Origin of the sequence: Stenotrophomonas sp. Pemsol, assembly GCF_003586545.1 — a bacterium.
GTDB lineage: Bacteria > Pseudomonadota > Gammaproteobacteria > Xanthomonadales > Xanthomonadaceae > Stenotrophomonas > Stenotrophomonas sepilia.
In genome coordinates this window covers 495,935-519,793 of sequence record NZ_CP025780.1, presented here as the reverse complement: position 1 = coordinate 519,793, position 23,859 = coordinate 495,935, and the positions used below count along the sequence as shown (strand labels likewise).

At 65.1% G+C, this 23,859-nt stretch carries 14 protein-coding genes and 4 tRNA genes; 3 read left to right on the top strand and 15 right to left on the bottom strand.

Annotated elements, in window-relative coordinates:
- Positions 1-101: 101 nt before the first annotated feature.
- From rpoC to PEM_RS02220, 15 genes are all read right to left on the bottom strand, one after another.
- Complete coding sequence (gene rpoC, locus PEM_RS02295; RefSeq protein ID WP_005415410.1) at positions 102-4,325, bottom strand: DNA-directed RNA polymerase subunit beta'; 4,224 nt, start codon at positions 4,323-4,325, stop codon at positions 102-104.
- An 87-nt stretch (positions 4,326-4,412) separates the two neighbouring features.
- Positions 4,413-8,567 (bottom strand): DNA-directed RNA polymerase subunit beta, encoded by a 4,155-nt coding sequence (gene rpoB, locus PEM_RS02290; RefSeq protein ID WP_005415409.1) that lies wholly within the window; start codon positions 8,565-8,567, stop codon positions 4,413-4,415.
- A 327-nt stretch (positions 8,568-8,894) separates the two neighbouring features.
- A complete protein-coding gene (gene rplL, locus PEM_RS02285; RefSeq protein ID WP_005415408.1) occupies positions 8,895-9,263 on the bottom strand; it encodes a 50S ribosomal protein L7/L12 in 369 nt (122 codons plus the stop codon).
- Between the two features lie 63 nt (positions 9,264-9,326).
- A complete protein-coding gene (rplJ, locus tag PEM_RS02280; RefSeq protein WP_111129452.1) occupies positions 9,327-9,863 on the bottom strand; it encodes a 50S ribosomal protein L10 in 537 nt (178 codons plus the stop codon).
- Between the two features lie 386 nt (positions 9,864-10,249).
- Positions 10,250-10,948 (bottom strand): 50S ribosomal protein L1, encoded by a 699-nt coding sequence (rplA, locus tag PEM_RS02270; protein WP_005415407.1) that lies wholly within the window; start codon positions 10,946-10,948, stop codon positions 10,250-10,252.
- Between the two features lie 4 nt (positions 10,949-10,952).
- The gene (gene rplK / locus PEM_RS02265) at positions 10,953-11,381 is read right to left on the bottom strand and encodes a 50S ribosomal protein L11 (protein ID WP_004145248.1); all 429 of its coding nucleotides are present in this window, start codon (positions 11,379-11,381) and stop codon (positions 10,953-10,955) included.
- Between the two features lie 299 nt (positions 11,382-11,680).
- Complete coding sequence (nusG, locus tag PEM_RS02260; RefSeq protein ID WP_004154362.1) at positions 11,681-12,241, bottom strand: transcription termination/antitermination protein NusG; 561 nt, start codon at positions 12,239-12,241, stop codon at positions 11,681-11,683.
- A gap of 10 nt (positions 12,242-12,251) precedes the next feature.
- Entirely contained in the window at positions 12,252-12,665 is a 414-nt protein-coding gene (gene secE, locus PEM_RS02255; protein ID WP_004145202.1) for a preprotein translocase subunit SecE, read from the bottom strand.
- A 49-nt stretch (positions 12,666-12,714) separates the two neighbouring features.
- Positions 12,715-12,790, bottom strand: a tRNA-Trp gene (locus PEM_RS02250).
- 102 nt (positions 12,791-12,892) lie between these two features.
- Positions 12,893-14,083 (bottom strand): elongation factor Tu, encoded by a 1,191-nt coding sequence (gene tuf, locus PEM_RS02245; protein ID WP_065178958.1) that lies wholly within the window; start codon positions 14,081-14,083, stop codon positions 12,893-12,895.
- 41 nt (positions 14,084-14,124) lie between these two features.
- Positions 14,125-14,200, bottom strand: a tRNA-Thr gene (locus tag PEM_RS02240).
- 49 nt (positions 14,201-14,249) lie between these two features.
- A tRNA-Gly gene (locus PEM_RS02235) sits at positions 14,250-14,323 on the bottom strand.
- 24 nt (positions 14,324-14,347) lie between these two features.
- Positions 14,348-14,433, bottom strand: a tRNA-Tyr gene (locus PEM_RS02230).
- 137 nt (positions 14,434-14,570) lie between these two features.
- Positions 14,571-15,587, bottom strand: coding sequence for an isoaspartyl peptidase/L-asparaginase (locus PEM_RS02225; RefSeq protein WP_005415406.1), 1,017 nt, complete (start codon positions 15,585-15,587; stop codon positions 14,571-14,573).
- 105 nt (positions 15,588-15,692) lie between these two features.
- Entirely contained in the window at positions 15,693-16,712 is a 1,020-nt protein-coding gene (locus tag PEM_RS02220; protein WP_053499349.1) for a cyanophycinase, read from the bottom strand.
- 170 nt (positions 16,713-16,882) lie between these two features.
- Between PEM_RS02220 and PEM_RS02215 the strand changes: the two genes are divergently transcribed.
- The 3 genes from PEM_RS02215 (at position 16,883) to PEM_RS02205 (ending at position 23,775) form a co-directional block, all read left to right on the top strand.
- Positions 16,883-19,621 (top strand): TonB-dependent receptor, encoded by a 2,739-nt coding sequence (locus PEM_RS02215; RefSeq protein WP_111128838.1) that lies wholly within the window; start codon positions 16,883-16,885, stop codon positions 19,619-19,621.
- 162 nt (positions 19,622-19,783) lie between these two features.
- A complete protein-coding gene (locus PEM_RS02210) occupies positions 19,784-22,555 on the top strand; it encodes a response regulator (RefSeq protein WP_065186359.1) in 2,772 nt (923 codons plus the stop codon).
- Positions 22,552-23,775: an EAL domain-containing response regulator gene (locus PEM_RS02205; protein ID WP_065186358.1), complete on the top strand. Its 1,224-nt coding sequence runs from the start codon at positions 22,552-22,554 to the stop codon at positions 23,773-23,775. The genes PEM_RS02210 and PEM_RS02205 overlap by 4 nt, the downstream gene beginning before the upstream one ends.
- Positions 23,776-23,859 lie beyond the last annotated feature (84 nt).

The following is a 23,859-nucleotide window of genomic DNA, read 5'->3' as shown; positions in this document are numbered from 1 at the left end:
TTCAGATTGGCTGGGTCGATCACGGACGACCTCCCCTGCCCTTTCCCAATCCCATCGATGGACCGATGGGGTGGTCCGGCCTTGCGGCCGGACCGGATACCTCATTCTTCGCCCGAGGCCTGTTCAGCTTCGGCTTCAACCACCGGGGACTCCACCGCAGCCGGGGTGCCGGCCAGGGTCTGCATTTCCGAGTCGGTGAGACCGGTCGCGCCGCGACGGCGGCTGCTGTGGTAGGACAGGCCGGTACCGGCCGGAATCAGGCGGCCGACGATGACGTTTTCCTTCAGGCCACGCAGGTTGTCCTTGGTACCGCGGACGGCAGCCTCGGTCAGCACTCGGGTGGTCTCCTGGAAGGAGGCCGCCGAGATGAACGATTCGGTTGCCAGCGAGGCCTTGGTGATGCCCAGCAGGACCGGATCGAAGCGCGCCGGCAGTTCGTTGCGGGTCGACAGGCGCGCATTCTCCTCGATAACGCGCTGGCGCTCCACCTGTTCGCCGTTCAGGAACTTGCTGCTGCCCTGGTCGGTGATCTCGACCTTGCGCAGCATCTGGCGGGTGATCACCTCGATGTGCTTGTCGTTGATCTTCACGCCCTGCAGGCGGTACACGTCCTGGATTTCCTTGACCAGGTAGGCAGCCAGCGGCTCGACACCCAGCAGGCGCAGGATGTCCTGCGGGCTCGGCTCGCCGTCCACGATGGTTTCACCCTTGGTGACATGCTCGCCTTCGAACACGATGACCTGGCGGTACTTCGGGATCAGCTCTTCGTGCTCCGAACCATCGGTGTCCTTGATGATCAGGCGCTGCTTGCCCTTGGTGTCCTTGCCGAAGCTGATGATGCCCGAACGCTCGGCCAGCACCGCCGGATCCTTCGGCTTGCGCGCTTCGAACAGGTCGGCCACGCGCGGCAGACCACCGGTGATGTCGCGGGTCTTCGACGCTTCCTGCGGGATCTTGGCGACAACGTCGCCCACGCCCACCGGGGCGCCGTCCTGCAGGTTGACGATCGAACGCGGCGGCAGCAGGTACTGCGCCGGCAGGTCGGTGCCCGGGATCGACAGGTCGTTGCCCTTGGCGTCGACGATGCGCACGATCGGGCGCAGGTCCTTGGCCTGGGTACCACGACGCTTCGGATCGGTGATTTCGCGCGAGGCCAGGCCGGTCAGCTCGTCGGTCTTCTCGATGACGGTGACGCCGTCGACGAAGTCGATGAAGCGGATGAAGCCGGCCACTTCCGACACGATCGGGTGGTTATGCGGATCCCAGTTGGCCACGGTCTGGCCCGCCTTGATCGCATCACCGTCCTTGGACGTGATGGTCGCACCGTACGGCAGCTTGTAACGCTCACGCTCACGGCCGTGCGCATCGAGCACCGAGATTTCGCCCGAGCGCGACACCGCCACCAGCGAGCCGTTGGCGTGCTCGACCGACTTGAGGTTGCTGAACTTGACCGAGCCGGTGGTCTTGACGGTGATGTTGTCGACCGCAGCAGCTCGCGACGCCGCACCACCGATGTGGAACGTACGCATGGTCAGCTGGGTACCCGGCTCACCGATGGACTGGGCGGCGATGACGCCGACCGCTTCACCGATGTTGACCAGGTGGCCACGCGCCAGGTCGCGGCCGTAGCAGCGCGAGCAGACACCGAAGGCCGATTCACAGGAGATGGTCGAGCGGACCTTGATGGTCTGCACGCCGGCATCTTCCAGCTTGGCAACCCAGGCTTCGTCCAGCAGGGTGTTGCGGGTGACGATCGGATCTTCGTCGTTGCCCGGCAGGAACACGTCCTCGGCAACCACGCGGCCCAGCACGCGATCCTTCAGCGGCTCGACCACGTCGCCGCCTTCCACGATCGGGGTCATGATCAGGCCTTCGGTGGTACCGCAATCCACTTCGGTGATCACCACGTCCTGCGCCACGTCGACCAGGCGACGGGTCAGGTAACCCGAGTTCGCGGTCTTCAGCGCGGTATCGGCCAGACCCTTACGGGCACCGTGGGTGGAGTTGAAGTACTCCTGCACGTTCAGGCCTTCGCGGAAGTTCGCCTTGATGGGCGTCTCGATGATCGAGCCGTCCGGGCGGGCCATCAGGCCACGCATGCCGGCCAGCTGACGGATCTGCGCCTGCGAACCACGCGCACCGGAGTCGGCCATGATGTACAGCGAGTTCATCGACTTCTGGTCGATGGTCTCGCCCTTGGCATTGACGACCTTCTCGGTACCGATGGTGTCCATCATCGCCTTGGCGATGCGCTCGTTGGTGCGCGACCAGATGTCGACCACCTTGTTGTAGCGCTCGCCGGCGGTGACCAGGCCCGACTGGTACTGCTCCTGGATTTCCAGCACTTCGGCTTCGGCCTCGGTGAGGATGCCCTTCTTCTCGTCCGGGATCAGCATGTCGTCGATGCCGATCGAGACGCCGGCGCGGGTCGCATAGGCGAAGCCGGTGTACATCAGCTTGTCGGCGAACACGACCGTGTCCTTCAGGCCGAGCTGGCGGTAGCTGGAGTTGATCAGGCGGCTGATGTTCTTCTTGGTCAGCTCGACATTGGCCAGCGCGAACGGCAGGCCTTCCGGCAGGATTTCAGCCAGCAGGGCGCGACCGATCGTGGTGTCCACGATCGAGGTCTTGTTCTGCTTGTTGCCGTCTTCGTCGGTCACCACCTCGGTGATGCGGACCTTGACCTTGGCGTGCAGTTCCACCACGCGGTTGTCGTAGGCGCGCTTGACTTCGGCGATGTTGGCGAAGGCCATGCCCTCGCCCTTCTTGTTCTCCAGCGAGCGGGTCATGTAGTACAGACCCAGCACGACGTCCTGCGACGGCACGATGATCGGCTCGCCGTTGGCCGGCGACAGGATGTTGTTGGTCGACATCATCAGCGCACGCGCTTCCAGCTGGGCTTCCAGCGAGAGCGGCACGTGGACGGCCATCTGGTCACCGTCGAAGTCGGCGTTGAACGCGGTGCAGACCAGCGGGTGCAGCTGGATGGCCTTGCCCTCGATCAGTACCGGCTCGAACGCCTGGATGCCCAGGCGGTGCAGGGTCGGCGCACGGTTCAGCATCACCGGATGCTCGCGGATGACCTCTTCCAGGATGTCCCAGACTTCGGCTTCTTCGCGCTCGACCAGCTTCTTGGCGGCCTTGATGGTGGTGGCCAGGCCACGACGCTGCAGCTTGGCGAAGACGAACGGCTTGAACAGCTCAAGCGCCATCTTCTTCGGCAGGCCGCACTGGTGCAGGCGCAGGTACGGGCCGACCACGATGACCGAACGGCCCGAGTAGTCGACGCGCTTGCCGAGCAGGTTCTGGCGGAAGCGGCCCTGCTTGCCCTTGATCATGTCGGCCAGCGACTTCAGCGGGCGCTTGTTGGTGCCGGTGATGGCACGACCGCGGCGGCCGTTGTCCAGCAGCGCATCGACCGATTCCTGCAGCATGCGCTTTTCATTACGCACGATGATGTCCGGCGCGCTCAGTTCGAGCAGGCGGCGCAGGCGGTTGTTGCGGTTGATGACGCGGCGGTACAGGTCGTTCAGGTCGGAGGTCGCGAAGCGGCCGCCATCCAGCGGGACCAGCGGACGCAGGTCCGGCGGCAGCACCGGCAGCACGGTCATGACCATCCATTCCGGACGGTTGCCCGATTCCAGGAAGGCTTCGATCAGCTTGATGCGCTTGGTGAGGCGCTTGAGCTTGGTTTCCGAACCGGTAGCGGCGATTTCCTCGCGCAGGCGGGTCATCTCCGACTGCAGGTCGATCGTGCGCAGCAGTTCGTAGACGGCCTCGGCGCCCATGGCGGCGTCGAAGTCGTCACCGTGTTCCTGGCGCGCCTGCAGGTACTGTTCCTCGGTCAGCAGCTGGCGGCGCTCCAGGGCGGTCAGGCCCGGCTCGGTCACCACGTACGCTTCGAAGTACAGCACGCGCTCGATGTCGCGCAGGGTCATGTCCAGCATCAGGCCGATGCGCGACGGCAGCGACTTGAGGAACCAGATGTGCGCGACCGGCGAGGCCAGGTCGATGTGGCCCATGCGCTCGCGGCGCACCTTGGCCAGGGTCACTTCGGTACCGCACTTTTCGCAGACCACGCCGCGGTGCTTCATGCGCTTGTACTTGCCGCACAGGCACTCGTAGTCCTTCACCGGGCCGAAGATGGCGGCGCAGAACAGGCCGTCGCGTTCCGGCTTGAAGGTACGGTAGTTGATGGTTTCCGGCTTCTTCACTTCGCCGAAGGACCACGAACGGATCAGGTCCGGCGAGGCCAGCGCGATCTTGATCGCGTCGAAGTCCAGCGTCTGGCGCTGCTGGTTGAAGAGGTTGAGCAGGTCTTTCATGGTGTTCTCCAGAAGGAGGAATGCTGTGTCGATGGGCTTTCAGTTCACTGCCAGCGGCGCGGCGGCGGACCGCCGCGCCGGCATGGATCAGTTGTCTTCCAGTTCCATGTTGATGGCCAGCGAGCGGATTTCCTTCACGAGCACGTTGAAGGATTCCGGCATGCCCGCGACCATCTCGTGCTCGCCGTCGACGATGTTCTTGTACATCTGGTTGCGGCCCTGCACGTCATCGGACTTCACCGTCAGCATTTCCTGCAGGGTGTAGGCCGCGCCGTAGGCTTCCAGCGCCCAGACTTCCATTTCACCGAAGCGCTGGCCGCCGAACTGCGCCTTGCCGCCCAGCGGCTGCTGGGTGACGAGCGAGTACGGACCGGTCGAACGGGCGTGCATCTTGTCGTCGACCAGGTGGTTCAGCTTCAGGTAGTGCATGTAACCGACGGTGGTATGGCGGTCGAAGGCTTCACCGGTGCGGCCGTCGTACAGCTGGGTCTGGCCACTGCTCGGCAGGTCGGCCAGTTCCAGCATGCGCTTGATTTCCGCTTCGGTGGCGCCGTCGAACACCGGGGTGGCCATCGGCACGCCGTCGGTCAGGTTGCGGGCCAGGCGCAGCAGTTCCTCGTCGCTGAACTGCGACAGGTCGACACGGTTGGCCACGTTGGTGTCGTCGTGGTTGTAGATGTCGTCCAGGAACTTGCGCAGGTCGGCGACCGCCGCCTGGGCTTCCAGCATCGCCTGGATCTTGCGACCCAGACCCTTGGCGGCCCAGCCCAGGTGCACTTCCAGGATCTGGCCGATGTTCATACGCGACGGCACGCCCAGCGGGTTCAGCACGATGTCCACGGTCTCGCCCGAGGCCATGTACGGCATGTCCTCGACCGGCACCACGTTGGACACCACACCCTTGTTGCCGTGGCGGCCTGCCATCTTGTCGCCCGGCTGGATGCGGCGCTTCACCGCCAGGAACACCTTGACCATCTTCAGCACGCCCGGGGCGAGATCGTCGCCCGCGGTGATCTTGCCGCGCTTGTCGGCGAAGCGACGCTCGAATTCCTTCTCGTGCGCCTGGATCTGCTTCTGGGCGCGCTCGATGGCTTCCGAGGCGTCCTCGTCCTTCATGCGCAGGGCGAACCAGTCAGACTTCTTCAGGCCGTCGAGGAAGGCGTCGGTGATCACGTCACCCTTCTTCAGGCCAGCACCACCATTGACCACCTTGCCCACGATCTGCGAACGCAGACGCATGTAGATGGCCGCTTCCAGGATGCGGAACTGGTCATCGAAGTCCTTCTTGACGCGCTTGATTTCGGACTCTTCGATCTGGCGGGCGCGCTTGTCCTTCTCGATGCCGTCGCGGGTGAAGACCTGCACGTCGATGACGGTGCCGTCCATGCCCGGCGGAACGCGCAGCGAGCTGTCCTTAACGTCCGAAGCCTTCTCGCCGAAGATCGCGCGCAGCAGCTTCTCTTCCGGGGTCAGCTGGCTTTCGCCCTTCGGGGTGACCTTGCCGACCAGGATGTCGCCAGCGCGCACTTCTGCACCGATGTACACCACGCCGCTCTCGTCCAGGCGGTTCAGCGCCTGCTCGGAGACGTTCGGGATGTCGGCGGAGATTTCCTCCGGCCCCAGCTTGGTGTCACGCGCGACGCAGGTCAGCTCTTCGATGTGGATCGTGGTGTAGCGATCCTCTTCCACCACGCGCTCGGAGAGCAGGATGGAGTCTTCGAAGTTGTAGCCGTTCCACGGCATGAACGCGATCAGCATGTTCTGGCCCAGGGCCAGCTCGCCGATGTCGGTGGACGGACCGTCGGCCAGCACGTCGCCGCGGGCGATGACGTCACCCACCTGGACCAGCGGACGCTGGTTGATGCAGGTGTTCTGGTTCGACCGGGTGTACTTGACCAGGTTGTAGATGTCCACGCCGGCGTCGGTGGCGCCAACGATCTCTTCCTCGTTGACCTTGACCACGATGCGGGCGGCGTCGATCTGCACGATCTCACCACCACGACGGGCGTTCACGGTCACACCCGAGTCACGCGCCACGGCGCGCTCGATGCCGGTACCGACCAGCGGCTTCTGCGAACGCAGGGTCGGCACGGCCTGACGCTGCATGTTGGCGCCCATCAGTGCGCGGTTCGCGTCATCGTGCTCCAGGAACGGAACCAGCGCGGCCGCGATCGAGACGGTCTGCATCGGCGAAACGTCCATGAAGTGGACTTCCGCCGGCGGCTTCAGCAGCGACTCGCCCTGGAAGCGGCACGGAACGAACTGCTCGGTCAGGGTGCCCTTGGCGTCGGTCAGCGCGTTGGCCTGCGCAATGACGTACTCGTTCTCTTCAATGGCCGACAGGAACTCGACTTCGTCATAGACCTTGCCGTCCACGACCTTGCGGTACGGGGTCTCGAGGAAACCGTACTTGTTGGTGCGGGCGTACACGGCCAGCGAGTTGATCAGGCCGATGTTCGGGCCTTCCGGGGTTTCGATGGTGCAGACGCGGCCGTAATGGGTCGGGTGCACGTCGCGCACTTCGAAGCCGGCGCGCTCACGGGTCAGGCCGCCCGGGCCCAGGGCCGAGACGCGACGCTTGTGGGTCACTTCCGACAGCGGGTTGTTCTGGTCCATGAACTGCGACAGCTGCGAGGAGCCGAAGAACTCCTTGATGGCAGCGGCGACCGGCTTGGCGTTGATCAGTTCCTGCGGGGTCAGGCCTTCCGACTCGGCCATCGACAGGCGCTCCTTGACCGCACGCTCGACGCGGACCAGGCCGACGCGGAACACGTTCTCGGCCATTTCGCCGACCGAACGCACGCGACGGTTGCCCAGGTGATCGATGTCGTCGACCACGCCGCGACCGTTGCGGATCTCGGTCAGGACCTTGATCACGTCCAGGATGTCGGAGCTTTCGCCGTGGGCAGCGACCAGGCGCTTGGACTCTTCGTCGTTGCGCTCGCCGAAGTACTTGCTGTCGTACAGCACGGCTTCGCCGGTGGTTTCCTTGCGGCCCACGCGACGGTTGAACTTCATGCGGCCGACCGCGGACAGGTCGTAGCGCTCGAAGGTGAAGAACAGGTTGTGGAACAGGTTCTGCGCGGCATCCTTGGTCGGCGGCTCGCCCGGACGCATCATGCGGTAGATCTCGACCAGGGCTTCCAGCTGGGTCTTGGTCGGGTCGATACGCAGGGTGTTGGACAGGTACGGGCCACGATCCAGGTCGTTCACCCACAGGGTGCCCACGGCATCCACACCGGCCTTGCGGAAGGCCTGCAGCTGCTCGTCCGTGATCTCGTCGTTGGCCTGGGCCAGCAGTTCGCCGGTCGAGGCATCGACCACGTCGTGCGACAGGATGCGGCCGACGATGTAGTCGTCCGGCACGGCCAGGGCGGCAATGCCCGAGGCTTCCAGCTGCTTGATGTGACGCGCGGTGATGCGCTTGCCGGCTTCCACGATGACCTTGTCGCCGTCGGCGAGGTCGAAGCCCAGGGTCTCGCCACGCAGGCGCTCCGGCACCAGCTCCAGCTGGACGCCTTCATCCGGGTTGATGTGGAAGGTGTTGATCTCGAAGAACTCGGCCAGCATCTCTTCGTTGCTGTAGCCGAGCGCGCGCAGCAGGATCGACACCGGCAGCTTGCGGCGGCGGTCGATACGGGTGAACAGCGCGTCCTTCGGGTCGAACTCGAAGTCCAGCCAGGAGCCGCGGTAAGGAATGATGCGGGCGCTGTACAGCAGCTTGCCCGAGCTGTGGGTCTTGCCACGGTCGTGGTCGAAGAACACGCCCGGCGAGCGGTGCAGCTGGGAGACGATGACGCGCTCGGTGCCGTTGACGATGAAGGTGCCGTTCTCGGTCATCAGCGGGATTTCGCCCAGATAGACCTCCTGCTCCTTCACGTACTTGATGGCCTTGGTCGACGACTCACGGTCGTAGATCACCAGGCGCACGGTCACGCGCAGCGGGGCGCCGTAGCTCATGCCGCGCTGGCGGCACTCACGCTCGTCGAAGACCGGTTCGCCCAGCTTGTAGCCGACGTATTCCAGGGCAGCGTTGCCGCTGTAGCTGGCGATCGGGAAGACCGACTTCAGCGCAGCGTGCAGGCCGTGGTCCGTGCGCTTGGCCGGATCGACGTTTTCCTGCAGGAATTCACGATAGGAATCCACCTGGATGGCGAGCAGGAACGGCACTTCGAGAATCGAGCGCTGCTTGCCGAAATCCTTGCGGATACGCTTTTTTTCGGTGAACGAATAGGACGTCATGAGGTCTTCCACCTTGTTGTGCGGATCGTGCGCCCACGATCCGAAGGGAACTTGAAATTGTCAGTTGGAAGTCGCTGGTATTGCCGGCACCAGCACGCCTTCTCCCGCTACTTCCAACTGCCAACTCGTCTGCTACCACTCCCCGCTGCCGCGCTCGGCGCTGGCCTGCCGGGGTTTGACTGCAGCCTGTGTTGGGCTTTTTCCTGTTTTTTTCACATCCACGCATGGCGCGGATCTACAACACCGCAACAACGACCAAAGGCCGGGGGCTTACGCCCCCAGCCTTGGCTGCATCGCCGCGAATCGGTGACGATGCAAGGTAACTGCTTACTTGACTTCGACAGTCGCGCCAGCAGCTTCCAGGTCCTTCTTCATCTTCTCGGCTTCTTCCTTCGAAGCGTTGTCCTTCAGGACGCCGCCGGCTTCGGCCAGGTCCTTCGCTTCCTTCAGGCCCAGGCCGGTGATGGCGCGGACGGCCTTGATGACTTCGACCTTCTTCTCGCCGGCAGTCTTCAGGGTGACGACGAATTCGGTCTGCTCTTCAACAGCAGCAGCCGGGCCAGCGGCAGCAGCCACGGCAACCGGAGCAGCGGCGGAGACGCCGAACTTCTCTTCGATGGCCTTGACCAGCTCCATCACTTCCATCAGGGACTTCTCGGCGATGGCGTCGACGATCTGTTCGTTGGTAAGGGACATGATTAATACCTTTGGATGATTTTCTGGATTGAGGTCCCGTCAGGAACCACGGTAAGTCGAAACTCAGGCGGTCTCGGCGGCCGGCTCGGCAGCGTCAGCGGCGACATTGCCACCCCCCTGCTTCTCGCCAACGGCCTTGATGGCGCGGGCAAACATCGTGACCGGCTCGGTCAGGACGCGGGCCAGCATGGCCAGGGCCTGGTCGCGGGTCGGCAGCGATGCCAGCACGTCGACGTGGCTCGCCGGGAACACTTCACCACCGATGGCGACGACCTTAGCCTTCAGCTTGTCGTTGCCCTTGGCGGCTTCCTTGATCAGGCGACCGGCAGCGCCGGGCTCCTCGAGCGAGAACGCGTACAGCAGCGGACCAACCATCTGGTCCTGGGCGACTGCGAACTCGGTGCCTTCAACGGCGCGCGAAGCCAGGGTGTTCTTGACAACCTTCAAGAAAACACCGGTTTCACGAGCCTGCTTGCGCATCGCGGTCATCTGGGCGACCGTGGTGCCAGCGTATTCGGCTGCGATCAAGGAGTGGGCCTTGGCGGCGACGTCTGCCAGCTCGGCGACTACTTCTTGCTTCTGGGACAGATTGAGAGCCATTGCACTCCTCCTATTGAACTCCGCTTACGGCTCCTGCCGTGTGCGGTCCTGTGCGGCATCCGTCCTGGACGCCGGGAACATCGGGATGATGTTCCGGGGGTGGGCCGTTCTAGACCTGGAGTGGGCCAACCTGGGAAACCCAGACGTGCGTGAACCAGAAAAACTCCAGAAGGGCACCATCTACGCAGGGTGATTCCGGGGAATCGATTAAGCGCTCCTGACTGCTCCGGCGGCGACTCCTTGCCAGATCGAGCTTCCATGCCCGTCGCCGGTATTGCCACGACCGCGCCTGCGGTCTTTGACGGCTACCGCGGGCGATGCACTGCCAGCGATGCCTTCAAATGTCACGGTCACGGCACCCGGGGCACCGTGACCGCTTGAAACAATTACTTCAGGGTCAGCGACGACTGGTCGACGGTGACGCCCGGGCCCATCGTCGAGCTGACCGAAACCTTCTGCAGGTAGGTGCCCTTCGAGGTGGCCGGCTTGGCCTTGATCAGGTCCAGCAGCAGCGCGGTCAGGTTCGACTTCAGCGCGTCTTCGGCGAAGTCGGCCTTGCCGATGGTGCAGTGGATGATGCCGGCCTTGTCGGTACGGTAACGGACCTGACCCGACTTGGCGTTCTTCACGGCTTCACCCGGGTTCGGGGAAACGGTGCCGACCTTCGGGTTCGGCATCAGGCCGCGCGGGCCCAGCACGGTGCCCAGCTTACCGACGACGCGCATGGCGTCCGGGGTCGCGATGACGACATCGTAGTTCAGATCGCCGGCCTGCATCTTCTCGGCCAGGTCATCCATACCGACGGCGTCGGCGCCAGCAGCCAGGGCTTCGTCAGCCTTGGCACCGGCCGGAGCGAACACGGCGACGCGGACCGACTTGCCGGTACCGGCCGGCAGCACGGTGGAGCCACGGACCTGCTGGTCGGACTTCTTCGCATCGACGCCCAGGCGCACGGCGACGTCGATCGACTCGACGAACTTGGCCTTGGTGGCGGTCTTCAGGATGTTGATCGCGTCCTCGAAGGCGTATGCCTTGCCCGGAACGACGGCGGCCTTGATGGCCTTCTCACGCTTGGTCTGTGCCATCTTATTAACCCTCCACCACGAGGCCCATGGAACGGGCAGAGCCAGCGATGGTACGCACGGCGGCGTCCAGGTCGGCGGCAGTCAGATCCGGTTCCTTCGCCTTGGCGATCTCTTCCAGCTGCTTACGGGTGACCTTGCCGACCTTCTCGGTGTTCGGGCGCTTGGAGCCCGACGAGATGCCAGCGGCCTTCTTCAGCAGGGTGGTAGCCGGGGTGCTCTTGGTGATGAAGGTGAACGTACGGTCCGAATAGGCCGTGATGATCACCGGAACCGGCAGACCCGGCTCGAGCTTCTGCGTGGCAGCGTTGAACGCCTTGCAGAATTCCATGATGTTCAGGCCACGCTGACCCAGCGCAGGACCGACCGGCGGCGAGGGGTTGGCCTGACCGGCCTTCACCTGCAGCTTGATGTAACCGACAACTTTCTTTGCCATGTGAGTGCTCTCCGGGTGCTAGCGCCTTTCGACAACAGGCTCCCCATCGGACCGGGAATCACGCGTCCCGGCATCGCGTTTTGAAATCATGCTGAAGGCCACCTTGCGGCGGCCTCGTCCTGCTGGCTTCCCCAGCGGGGAGCCGCGCACTATAACAGGTTTTTTCTTCACATGCCTGAAGCGGCAGGTAAACGAACGGAACCGGGCCAGGCCCGGTTCCCTTTGGAGAGTCGAGCCATGCCCGACTACCGCACCATCCAGACCCCGGAGTCGAGCATGGCTCGACTCGACAGGACAGGTCAGACGGCCTTTTCGACCTGGCCGAACTCGAGCTCGACCGGAGTGGCACGACCGAAGATCAGCACCGAGACGCGCAGACGGCTCTTCTCGTAGTTGACTTCTTCGACGACGCCATTGAAATCGTTGAACGGACCGTCGGTGACGCGGACCATCTGGCCCGGCTCGAACAGCACCTTCGGACGCGGCTTCTCGACACCCTCCTGAACGCGGTTCAGGATGGCCTCGGCCTCGGAATCGGCGATCGGCAGCGGGCGATCAGCGGTGCCGCCGATGAAGCCCATGACCCGCGGGGTTTCCTTGACCAGATGCCAGCTTTCGTTGTCGATGCGCGGAATGCCGGCTTCCTCGTGGGTCTCGATCTGGACCAGCACGTAACCCGGGAAGAACTTGCGCTCGGAACGGCGCTTCTGGCCGGCGCGCATCTCGACCACTTCCTCGGTCGGGACCAGGACGTCGCCGAAGCGCTCTTCCATGCCATCACGGACGATGCGATCGCGCAGAGCCTGCGCCACCGACTTCTCGAAGCCCGAATAGGCGTGAACGACGTACCAACGCTTCATGCAATTCTCCTTAGCGGCTCAGGAACCACTGAGTCAGTTTCTGGATCAGGAAGTCGAAGCCACCCAGCAGCAGGCTGAGGATGAGCACCACGACGATCACGACCCAGGTCATGCGGACGGCTTCCTGGCGCGTCGGCCAGACCACCTTGCGCAGTTCGAAGCGCGACTCGGAGAGGAATTCGCGGGTGTCGCGCCCCTTGCCGGTCAGCATGAACACGCCGATACCGCCAACCAGACCGACCACGACCGCCAATGCACGCAACTGACCCGCCCACGCACCCAGCTGGGCGGCGCGACCGGAGTCCGCGGAGAACCAGAACCAGACGAACAGACCGGCCAGCACCAGCAGCGATGCGGCGACATACTTGACGATATCTCCACCGTTGGCGGAGTTGTCCTTGGAGTGTTCGATCTTGCTATTCATCCGGCTGTGTCTGCTTTAGCGGCCCAGGCCGCTGGATAAGGTGGGCAGATGGCACGCCAGGAGGGACTCGAACCCCCAACCTGCGGTTTTGGAGACCGCTGCTCTGCCAATTGAGCTACTGGCGTACGTTGAAAACTTGCCTTCCCTTAGACGGCGAAGGCGGACCGAGGTTCCCGGCCCGCCATTCGCGTAACCGGCGGCGCTATGCAACCACCGGTACTGCAGGCTTACTCGATGATCTTCGAGACCACGCCGGCGCCGACGGTACGGCCGCCTTCGCGGATGGCGAAGCGCAGACCTTCGTCCATGGCCACCGGGTTGATCAGGGTGACTTCCATCTTGACGTTGTCACCCGGCATCACCATTTCGACGCCTTCCGGCAGCTTGGCGGCGCCGGTGATGTCGGTGGTGCGGAAGTAGAACTGCGGACGGTAGCCGTTGAAGAACGGGGTGTGGCGGCCGCCCTCGTCCTTCGACAGGACGTACACTTCGCCTTCGAACTTGGTGTGCGGCTTGATCGTGCCCGGCTTGGCCAGCACCTGGCCACGCTCGACGTCGTCACGCTTGGTGCCGCGCAGCAGCAGGCCAGCGTTGTCGCCTGCCTGACCCTGGTCCAGCAGCTTGCGGAACATTTCAACGCCGGTCACGGTGGTCTTCTGCACCGGACGGATGCCGACGATTTCGATTTCGTCGCCAACCTTGATCACGCCGCGCTCGATACGACCGGTCACCACGGTGCCGCGGCCCGAGATCGAGAACACGTCTTCCACCGGCATCAGGAACGGCTTGTCGATCGCACGCTCCGGCTCCGGAATCCAGCTGTCCAGCGCGTCGACCAGCTTCAGGATGGCCGGCACGCCGATGTCGCTCTGGTCGCCTTCCAGCGCCAGACGGGCCGAACCGGCGATGATCGGGGTGTCGTCGCCCGGGAACTCGTACTTGCTCAGCAGCTCGCGCACTTCCATCTCGACCAGCTCGAGCAGCTCGGCGTCGTCCACCATGTCGGCCTTGTTCAGGAACACGACGATGTACGGCACGCCGACCTGGCGCGACAGCAGGATGTGCTCACGGGTCTGCGGCATCGGGCCGTCAGCGGCCGAGCACACCAGGATCGCGCCGTCCATCTGGGCGGCACCGGTGATCATGTTCTTGACGTAGTCAGCGTGGCCCGGGCAGTCAACGTGGGCGTAGTGACGGGTCGGGGATTCGTATTCGACGTGCGCGGTCGAGATCGTGATGCCACGCGCCTTTTCTTCCGGCGCGGCGTCGATCGAGGAGTAGTCCTTGAACTCGCCACCGAAGCGCTCGGCACCGATCTTGGTCAGTGCGGCGGTCAGCGTGGTCTTGCCGTGGTCGACGTGACCGATGGTGCCGACGTTGACGTGCGGCTTGGTGCGCTCGAACTTACCCTTGGCCATGGCTGCTTATCTCGAATTCGTCTGAGAGGTGATGCTTAAGATGGTGCTCACGAAAGGAATCGAACCTTCGACCTCTTCCTTACCAAGGAAGTGCTCTACCGACTGAGCTACGTGAGCCGAGTTTTGCATTATGACATGAACTCGATAATATTCAAAGTTCATTCAATGGAGCGGGAGACGGGAATCGAACCCGCACCATCAGCTTGGAAGGCTGAGGTTCTACCATTGAACTACTCCCGCGCCGGGAATGTCACAACGTGAAACTGGTGGAGGGAGGTGGATTCGAACCACCGAAGGCGTAAGCCAGCAGATTTACAGTCTGCCCCCGTTGGCCGCTTGGGTATCCCTCCTTACCACCCCAACCCGTTGCCGCCGAAGCGTTGCGGTGTGTGGTGGTGAGCCGCTTATTCTGCTGATCAGGCGGGGGGCTGTCAACGCTTTTTTCCATCTTTTTCACACGTTGTCGCAAACCCATTGATACGCAAGGTTATTGCCCAGGAACCGGCAGGGTCTCGCTGGCGAAAATTGCGACATGGGGGACGCCGTCGGCGCCGATCCAGCCCCGATACATGCCCCGGGTGTTGAACGGCATGGCCATTTTTCCGTCTGCGGCAAGCACGATCGCGCCGCCGTCGCCGCCCATCTTCGGAATCATCTCGTTGATCACGCCCCTGCCGGCCTGCTCCGGCGTCTGCCGCTGGTAGCGCATGCGCGCACAGATCTCGTGCGCGGCCGCAGTCCGGATGTAGTACTCGCCCCAGCCGGTGCCCGATACCGCGCAGCCCGCGTCGGCCCAGGTACCGGCGCCGATGATCGGCGAATCACCCACACGGCCATAGCGCTTGTTGGTCATGCCACCGGTGGAGGTGCCGGCGGCAAGCTGCCCCTGCGCATCCAGGGCAACCGCGCCCACCGTGCCGAAGTGCCTTGCGGTCTCCAGGTCGGCGTGCGCCTGGCCACTGGCCTCTTCCTTCAATGCGCGCTGCAGTTGCTGCCAGCGCTTGTCGGTACGGAAGTAGGATGGATCGACAAGGCCGATGCCCTGCTCCACCGCGAATGCCTCGGCACCCTGCCCGACCATCATCACGTGCCTGGACTTCTGCATCACGGCCTGGGCCAGCAGGATCGGGTTGCGCACCCGCTGCACGCCGGCCACCGCACCTGCAGCCAGGGTGGCGCCATCCATCACTGCGGCATCCAGTTCGTTGTGGCCGTCATGGGTGAACACCGCGCCCTTGCCGGCGTTGAAGGTCGGATCGTCCTCCAGCACGGTGATTGCCGCAGTGACGGCTGCAAGCGCCGGGCGACCGGCCGCCAGTTCGGCATGGCCCTTCAGCAGCGCCGCGCGCAACGCGTCGCGCGCGGCCTTCTCTTCAGCCGGCGACAGGTCCTTGCGCTCGACACCGGCGCCGCCGTGGATGACCAGCAACGGCGAGGCGGCCGGAGCGGCCTGGGCAAGCAACGGCAGGGACAGCAGCGCGGACAGCACCAGGCGCAGTTTCATCGGGTACATCTCCAGCAGGTGTAGTGAAAGGATTGCACCGGTAGTGCCGGCCGCTGGCCGGCACCGGTCGCATCAGGAAGGTGGGTTGCCGGCCAGCGGCCGGTACTACCGAAGCGTGAACTCAATCTCGCCGTCGCTGACGTCGGCCACGGCCTGGTAATCGGCCTCGGCCTGGAAATCATCCAGCCGCATGCGGCTGCCGCTGGCGACCACCGTCACCGGCACCGCATGGAAGCGCAGCGGCTCGCCCTCCACCAGGCGGTCGGCGTCGCGGCCGGGGCTGACCACCCAGACCTTGCCTTCGCCATCTGCGCTGTAGACCTGGGCCCGGCCATCGGGCTCAACGCACAGGGCGGTGTCCTCATCGACGCCGATGCCGACGATGTCAGGGTCGCCGCTGTCCTGGGCGGCACGTGCCACGAACACGATCAGGCGACCGAGCCGGTCACGCTTGTCGAAATGGGTGTCGGTGACCACGCGCTGCAGGTAGGGCATCTGCAGGAAGCCGCTGTCCAGGGTCACGGCACTGCCCATCGGGTCGGCCAGCGCACCGGCCGAGGTGATGCTGCCGCCATCCATGGCGCCATAGGCATAGCCGCCGAGGATGGCCAGGCCAGCGCTGGTACCGGCAATCGGCTTGCCGGCGCGCACATGGGCGTTGAGTGCACGGTTGAGTGCGGTGCCCTTCCAGAAGCGGATATAGCGGGACTGGTCGCCGCCGGCAATGAAGATGGCATCGGCCGCGGCGACCACGCGCAGCACCGCCGGATCATCGGCACCGCGGCGGCTGTCGAAGACCAGGGTCTGCACTGCGGTAGTGCCGCCGATCTCGCGGTACAGGCGGTCCTGCAGTTCGTCGCCACCGGAGGCGCGCAGAATCAGCACACGGCCATTGCCGGCCTGCTTCAGCCACCACTGGAAGGCCTCCGGCACCCACTCGCCACCGCCCATCAGCATCATGGCGGGCGCGCGCGGACCGGGACGCGGGGATTCCAGATCGCCGATTTCGTAATAGGCGAAGCCGGGGCCCTGCAGGTCCTGCGCGGGCGTGGCCAATGGCCAGGCCAACACCAGCAGCGCCAGCCAGGCGAAGGGGCCAGGCAGGGTCCGGTCGAGGCGTCGCATCTTGATCTCCCTGAACAAAATCGACTTGCAAGCGTTTTCACTCTTTGCCAGATAGGGGTCCAGTAGTCAAGGACATGAAAAAGGCGTTAAATGCGCGCGCCCATTCCGGAAGTCTGAATGGGGGACAGGGCCCCTCCTCTGCGGGCCGGCTTCATTTCCGAGAATTCCTCATGCGTAGACAGGCGATGGCGTGGTCGATCCAGCTGGCGTTGATGGGCGTGGCTGCTTCCGCGGCGGCCCAGGCACCGGCTTCCTCTTCGGTGCAACAACTGGACGCGGTGCAGGTCACCGGCTCGCGCATTCCGCGCGCCCAGGTGGAAGGCCCCGCTCCGATCACGGTGATCAATGCCGAGCAGATCCGCTCCAGTGGCTTCACCAGCGTGCCGGACGTGCTGCGTGCAATGACCCAGAACGGCGGTGAGACGCAGAGCCAGCAGTCTTCCAGTGGCGCCGACTTCTCGCCGGGCGCCCAGCAGGTGGACCTGCGCGGCCTGGGCCCGAACCACACGCTGGTGCTGGTCAATGGTCGGCGTATTGCCGATTTCCCGATGCCGTTCAAGGGCCGCAGCAACTTCACCGATGTCTCCAACATCCCGCTGGGCATGATCGAGCGCATCGAAGTACTGACCGGCAGCGCCTCGGCCATCTACGGCTCGGACGCGATCGCCGGCGTGGTCAACTTCATCCTGAAGAAGAAGGCCGACGGCACCACGATCGACATGCGCATGGGCACCACCAGCGAAGGCGGCGGCGAGTCGTTCGACATGAGCCTGGCCAGCGGTTTCAGCCGTGGCAACTTCAACGCCGTGTACAGCGTCGAGCTGCAGTCGCAGACCCCGCTGTGGGCCTATGACCGTGACATCCAGGACTCGACCCGGGATGGCCCCACCGAGGGTTCGCGCATCGCGCGCCGTGCCTATCTGCGCACCGACTACAACGATGACTACCTGGACCCGGGCGCCGCCACCTGCGAAGTGCTGTCCGGCCAGAACCAGGGCAGCACCTATCGTGCCTACCGCCCGAAGTACGGCTACTACTGCGGCAGCGACAGCTCGATCGGCTACGGCACCATCCTCAGCAAGCGCCGCGGCGCCAACGGCTACGCGTCGCTGAGCTACGACTTCGACAATGGCCAGCAGTGGTTCGCCGACGTGCAGCTCGGCTACCACACGATGTCGCTGATGCGCGACGTCACCCAGTGGGGCCGCATGGATGCCAACGGTGATGAGTCGGGCTACTTCAACAACGAAGCCACTGGCGAGATCGAGTTCTGGCAGCGCCAGTTCTCGCCCGAGGAAATGGGCGGCCTGCGCAACGCCATGGTGCGCAGCACTCAGAAGACCTTCAGCGTGACCACCGGCTTCAAGGGCAACCTGATTGGCAACTGGGATTACGAAGCGGCGTTGAGCCATTCGCAGTACCAGTCGCGCATCAGCTGGGCACAGATCATTGCCGCCAAGGCCAATGACCTGTTCCTCGGCCCGCAGCTGGGCGTGGATGACGACGGTTTCCCGGTCTACAACGCCGATCCGTCACGCCTGTACCGTCCACTGACCCGCGCCGAGTACGACTCGATCGCCGCGCGTACCACCTACACTCCGAAGTCGCGCACGGAAACCGCCGCCTTCACCCTGACCAACGCAGCACTGTTCGCACTGCCCGGTGGCGATGCCGGGTTTGCCGCGACCGTGGAAGTGGGCCAGCAGGCCTATTCTCTGAACCCCGATCCGCTGGCGACCGGGTACTACTACTACAGCTGGAAGGATTCGGACGGCAAGGGTTCGCGCAACCGCTGGGCGACGGCTGCGGAGCTGCGCATGCCGCTGCACGACACGGTCAACCTGAGCGTGGCGGGCCGCTACGACCAGTACCGCTATTCCGGACACAGCATCGGCAAGGCGACCTGGAGCGGCGGCCTGGAATGGCGCCCGATCGATACCCTGCTGGTGCGCGGCTCCTACGGCACCGCATTCCGTGCACCGGACCTGCACTATGTGTTTGCCGGACCGGGCAACGACGAGACCAGCGCCGAGGATCTGTACACCTGCCGCCTCGAGGAGGCCAGCGACTGTTCCGATTACGAGCGCAACCTGATCCGCAGCCGCACAGGCAACCGCCAGCTCGACCCGGAAACCAGCACCTCGTGGAGCGCCGGCTTCGTCTGGTCACCGGCGATCGGCCTGGACCTGTCGGTGGACTGGTTTGACATCGATATGCGCAACCAGGTGCAGGACATGGACGTGCGCACGCTCCTGGCCAACGAAGCAAACTGCCGCCTGGGCAGCGCCGACATCAATTCGCCGACCTGCGTGGACGCGCTCGCCCGCATCACCCGCAGCAACGACGGACGCCTGTATGGCGTGCGCGTGGAGCCGATCAACGTCGCCCGCGAATCCACCTCCGGCATCGACGCCGGCCTGCGTTATCGCCTGCAGACGGGCATCGGCGATTTCATCTTCAACGGCACGCACACCTGGGTGAAGAAGCATGATTTCCAGCGCTACCCCGGCGACCGCACCGAAGACCAGTTCGCGGTCAACAGTGGCTTCGACATTCCGCGCACCAAGACCAGCCTGAGCGTGACCTGGGAGAAGGATGCGTGGTCGGCAACGGTGTACGGCTCGCGCCTGGGCAAGCTGCCGACCTCGGACAGCTACGACCAGGTGTTCGACTGGGACAGCGGCGACAGCCCGTACGTGAAGGCGACCTATCGCTACAACGCCTCGCTGCAGTACCGCGTCGACGACCACTCGCGCCTGTCGCTGTCGGTGGTCAACGTGTTCAACAAGATGCCGCCGAAGGACCGTACCTACACCGCTTACCCGTACTACGACGTGTCCTGGTTCGACAGCGTCGGCCGCACGATCAACCTGCAGTACACCCACAAGTTCGGTGGCAGCGCACTGTAAGTGCCTGGCCAGCGCCGATACAGGAGACCCCCGCTTCGGCGGGGGTTCTCTTTTCCGCCGCCTGAACGGTACCCACGCGCAGGCTCCGGCCTGACCGGCCAGCGGGGGATTTTAGGAAACAGCTGATTCCGCGCCATCAGCGCCGCTCCCTAGCATCGTTGCATGTTCCGCTTTCCCCGCCCTTCGCTGCAGCAGGCCGTGCCATCGACCACCGCGTCGGTGTTGCTGCGCTGCCTGACCGTCTGCGTCTTCATCTGCCTGGCCGCCGCGGCCGGGTTCTACCTGCTCACGGCATTCACCGAAGACATCTCGACCCATCGCCGCGAGATGAATGCAGCGGCCTACAAGGCACAGATCTATTTCGACCAGCGCGAAGCCCTGCTGCGCTACCTGGGGGATTCGGTACTGGCCGGCAACCCGGATGCACCGGCCGCAGACAGCGAGGGCGTGCGCCAGCTGCCGCTGGATGGTCCCGGTGGCCAGCCGGGCCAGCGGCTGCTGCTGTCAGCGCGCGCCGAGCACACGCTGCAGGCACTGCAGACGCATCTGCTGCTGATCGATGCACGCGGCGCGCACTGGCTGGCCGGGGGCGAGGTCGACGTCGACCTGGTGCACCTGCCATCACTGCGTGCGCTGCAGGCACGCAGCGGCAGCCTCCAGGGTGCAGACCCGGTGTACTGGCTGCGGCCGGGTGACAGTGGCGTTGCGCTGGCGCAGCCGGTACAGGCGGGCCCCCAACCGGCGCAGTGGCTGGTGCTGCTGCTCGATGGCGCGGCGGCGGCGAGCATGATCGACGGCCAGGGCATTGGCGGTTACGCGCTGCTCGACCGTGCGGGGCAGCCTGCATTGTCCAGCCAGGCACCGCGGCTGGATGGTGCGGGCTGGAAGACCCTGCGGGAGCGCCAGGACGACAGCTTCGGCACGTTGTGGAGCGGTGGCCTGCCGCGCGGCGTAGCGCTGGTGAAAAGTGTCGGCAATGACGGCTGGCGGTTGGTCTACCACCTGCCGCCGCCGCTGCTGCTGGGCGACCTGGCCGTGCCCCTGCTGGTCTGCGTGCTGTTGCTGCTGCTGGCCGGTGTTGCGCTGCGCCTGCTACGGCATCGCGTTGACCTCCAGCTGATCCAGCCGGCCCTGCAGCAGCACCGCCGCCTGCTGGAGAACCTGGACTTCAGTTCGACGGTGATCGACATGGCGCCGGTCGGCATCTGCGTCCTGCGCCGCAGCGACCGCGCGCTGCTGCTCTCCAACCAGCTGCTGCGCGACTGGCTCGGCGAAGAAGGCGAACACAGCGACTGGCAGGCACCATGGCGCGGACATGCCGGCGAACGCGGGCGTGGACTTGAATTCACCGCCCGCGATGGGCGCCAGCTGCAAGTGCTGCACGCGGCCTGCCGCTACCAGGGCGATGACGTGCTGCTATGCGTCTTCCATGATATTTCCCGGCACCGCCAGGCACAGGCCGCACTGTCGTCGGCACGCCAGGCCGCCGATGCGGCCAACCAGGCCAAGAGCGCGTTCCTGGCCACCATGAGCCATGAGATCCGCACCCCGCTGTATGGCGTGCTGGGCACGCTGGAGCTGCTGGGGCACACCTCGCTGGACGCCCGGCAGTCGCAGTACCTGCGCACCATCGAGAGTTCCTCGTCGGTCCTGCTGCAGTTGATCAGCGATGTGCTGGATGTTTCCAAGATCGAGTCAGGACAGCTCAGCCTGGAGCCGACGGCGTTCTCGCCGCGCGAGCTGACCGAGAGCGTGCTGCGCAGCTTCGCCGCGTCGGCCACCTGCAAGGGCCTGCAGATCCTGGTCTGTACCGATCCGCGCCTGCCGACACGGGTGCTCGGTGATGCCGACCGCATCCGCCAGGTGCTGGGCAACCTGCTCAGCAACGCGATCAAGTTCACCGAGCATGGCCGGGTGGTATTGCGCGTGCGCCAGGTGCAGCGCGAAGCTGAATCGAGCGTGCTGGCATGGCAGGTGACCGATACCGGCGTGGGCATCGCTGCGGAGGAACAGGCGCGGTTGTTCGAACCGTTCCGCCAGGTCCGCGGCGCAGCCAGCGCGCAGGGCACCGGCCTGGGCCTGTCCATCAGCGACCGCCTGGTACGCCTGATGAGCGGCGAGCTGCAGGTGGTGAGCGAACCCGGGCTGGGCAGCAGCTTCAGCGTCCGCCTGCCGTTGCCGGTGCTGGCCGCTGCCGAAGATGGCCCCACACTGCTGCCGGAACCACCGATCCTGGTGCGCGGCCGCGACCGCGAGCTGGTCGACAGTGCCTGTGGCTGGCTGTGTCGCTGGGGCGCCAACGCGCAGCCCCTGCTTGGTGACCCGGCGTTGCTGGACCATGACGGCGCGATCCTGATGGATGGCGAAGCCGGGATGCCGCTGGCCTGGTCGGGCCCGCGCGTGGTGGCATCGATCGAGGGCGGTGACCAGCCGATCACTGCCGCCGACGGCAGCCTGGTGGTGACCCTGCACGGCATGACCGCGATCGGCAAGGCGCTGGCCAGCGTGCAGCAGCAGCGCGCGGCGCAGCCGGAGGCCACGCGCACGGCACCACCGATGCCTCTGGGCCTGCGCGTGCTGGCCGTCGAGGACAACCCGATCAACCGGGTGATCCTGGCCGAGCAGCTGCGCACCCTCGGCTGCGACGTGGAGCTGGCACAGGATGGCATGGAAGCGCTGCAGCGGTGCCGCGAGCAGTGCTTCGATCTGGTGGTGACCGACATCAACATGCCGCGCATGGACGGCCACGCGCTGGCCCGCCAGCTGCGCGATGACGGCAACCCGGTACCGGTGATCGGCGCCACCGCCAATGCCACCGCCGAAGAGCGCGAGCGCTGCCTGGCCAGTGGCATGCAGGGCTACCTCAGCAAACCCGTCGACATCGCCCGCCTGCGCAAGGCGCTCACCACCCTGCGCCAAGGAGACCCCGCATGACCCAGCGCGTCCTGATCCTGGAAGACCAGCCCTTCCAGCGTGGTTTCCTGGCCAATCTGTTCGGCAGCCGCGCCGGTATCCAGGTCGATGCCTGCGAAGACGTGGATGCCGCCATCGCACTGTGTGCCTGCCAGCCCTACGACCTGGTGGTCAGTGACCTGCTGATGCCCGGGCAGGACGGCATCCAGTTCATCCAGGCACTGGCGGCGCAACCACGCCCGCCGCGCCTTGCCGTGGTCAGCGCGGCCCCGCGGCGGATGATGACCTCGGCACGGCTGATGGCCGAATCGCTGGGGCTGGATGTGATCGGCCTGCTGCCCAAGCCGGTGGCGGCCGCCGACGTGGACGCGCTGTTCGAGGCGCTGGCGCAGGCGCGCCCGGCCACCGACAAGGCCCCCTCACTCGCGGCAGCGGCAGTCCCCGAACCGGATGCGTCGCAGCTGCGCCAGGCGATGGCCGATGGCAGCCTGACGGCGTGGTTCCAACCCAAGAAGTCACTGCAGTCCGGACGGGTGGTGGCGGCCGAAGCACTGGTGCGCTGGCGCCACCCGCAGCTGGGCACGCTGGCCGCCGGCAGCTTCCTGCCGGCGATCTGCCGCTACGGGCTGGAGGGCGACCTGCTGCGGATGATGCTCAAGGCCAGCATCAGCGCACAGGCGCGTTGGCGCAAGCAGGGCTTCCGGGTACCGGTGTCGATCAACCTGCCGCCTCATCTGCTGGAGCAGTCGGACCTGCCCGATGAGCTGCTGGCGCTGACCCTGGCCCACGGCGGGACGCCCGGCGAGTTGTGCTTCGAACTGATGGAGAACAGCACCACGCGGCACGTCAGCGACTTCTATGCCGGTGCCTGCCGGCTGCGCATGAAGGGCTTCGGCTTGGCCCAGGATGATTTCGGGCAGGGCCTGAGCTCGGTCCACAACCTGGTCAATACCCCCTTCACCGAGGTCAAGATCGACCGCGCGCTGGTCAGTGGCTGCGCCCGTGACCCGGCCCTGCACCTGACCCTGTCGACGGTGATCGCACTGGCCAACCAGCTGGGCCTGATCATCGTGGCTGAGGGCGTGGAAAGTGATGCCGACCTGGCCGCACTGCGGCAGTTAGGGTGCAGCCAGGTGCAGGGGTTCCTGATCTCGCAGGCGCTGCCGTCGGACGAATTCAACCGTTTGCTGGACGAGGAAGCACCGCAACTGGACGAAAGACCGCGGGCCGCCCTGCGCTGACGCGGATTCCACGACGGCTTCACAAAAACATCAAGCGGCATTGATGATCCTATCTATGCAGTAGCGGCGGACTTCGCGCCGCCA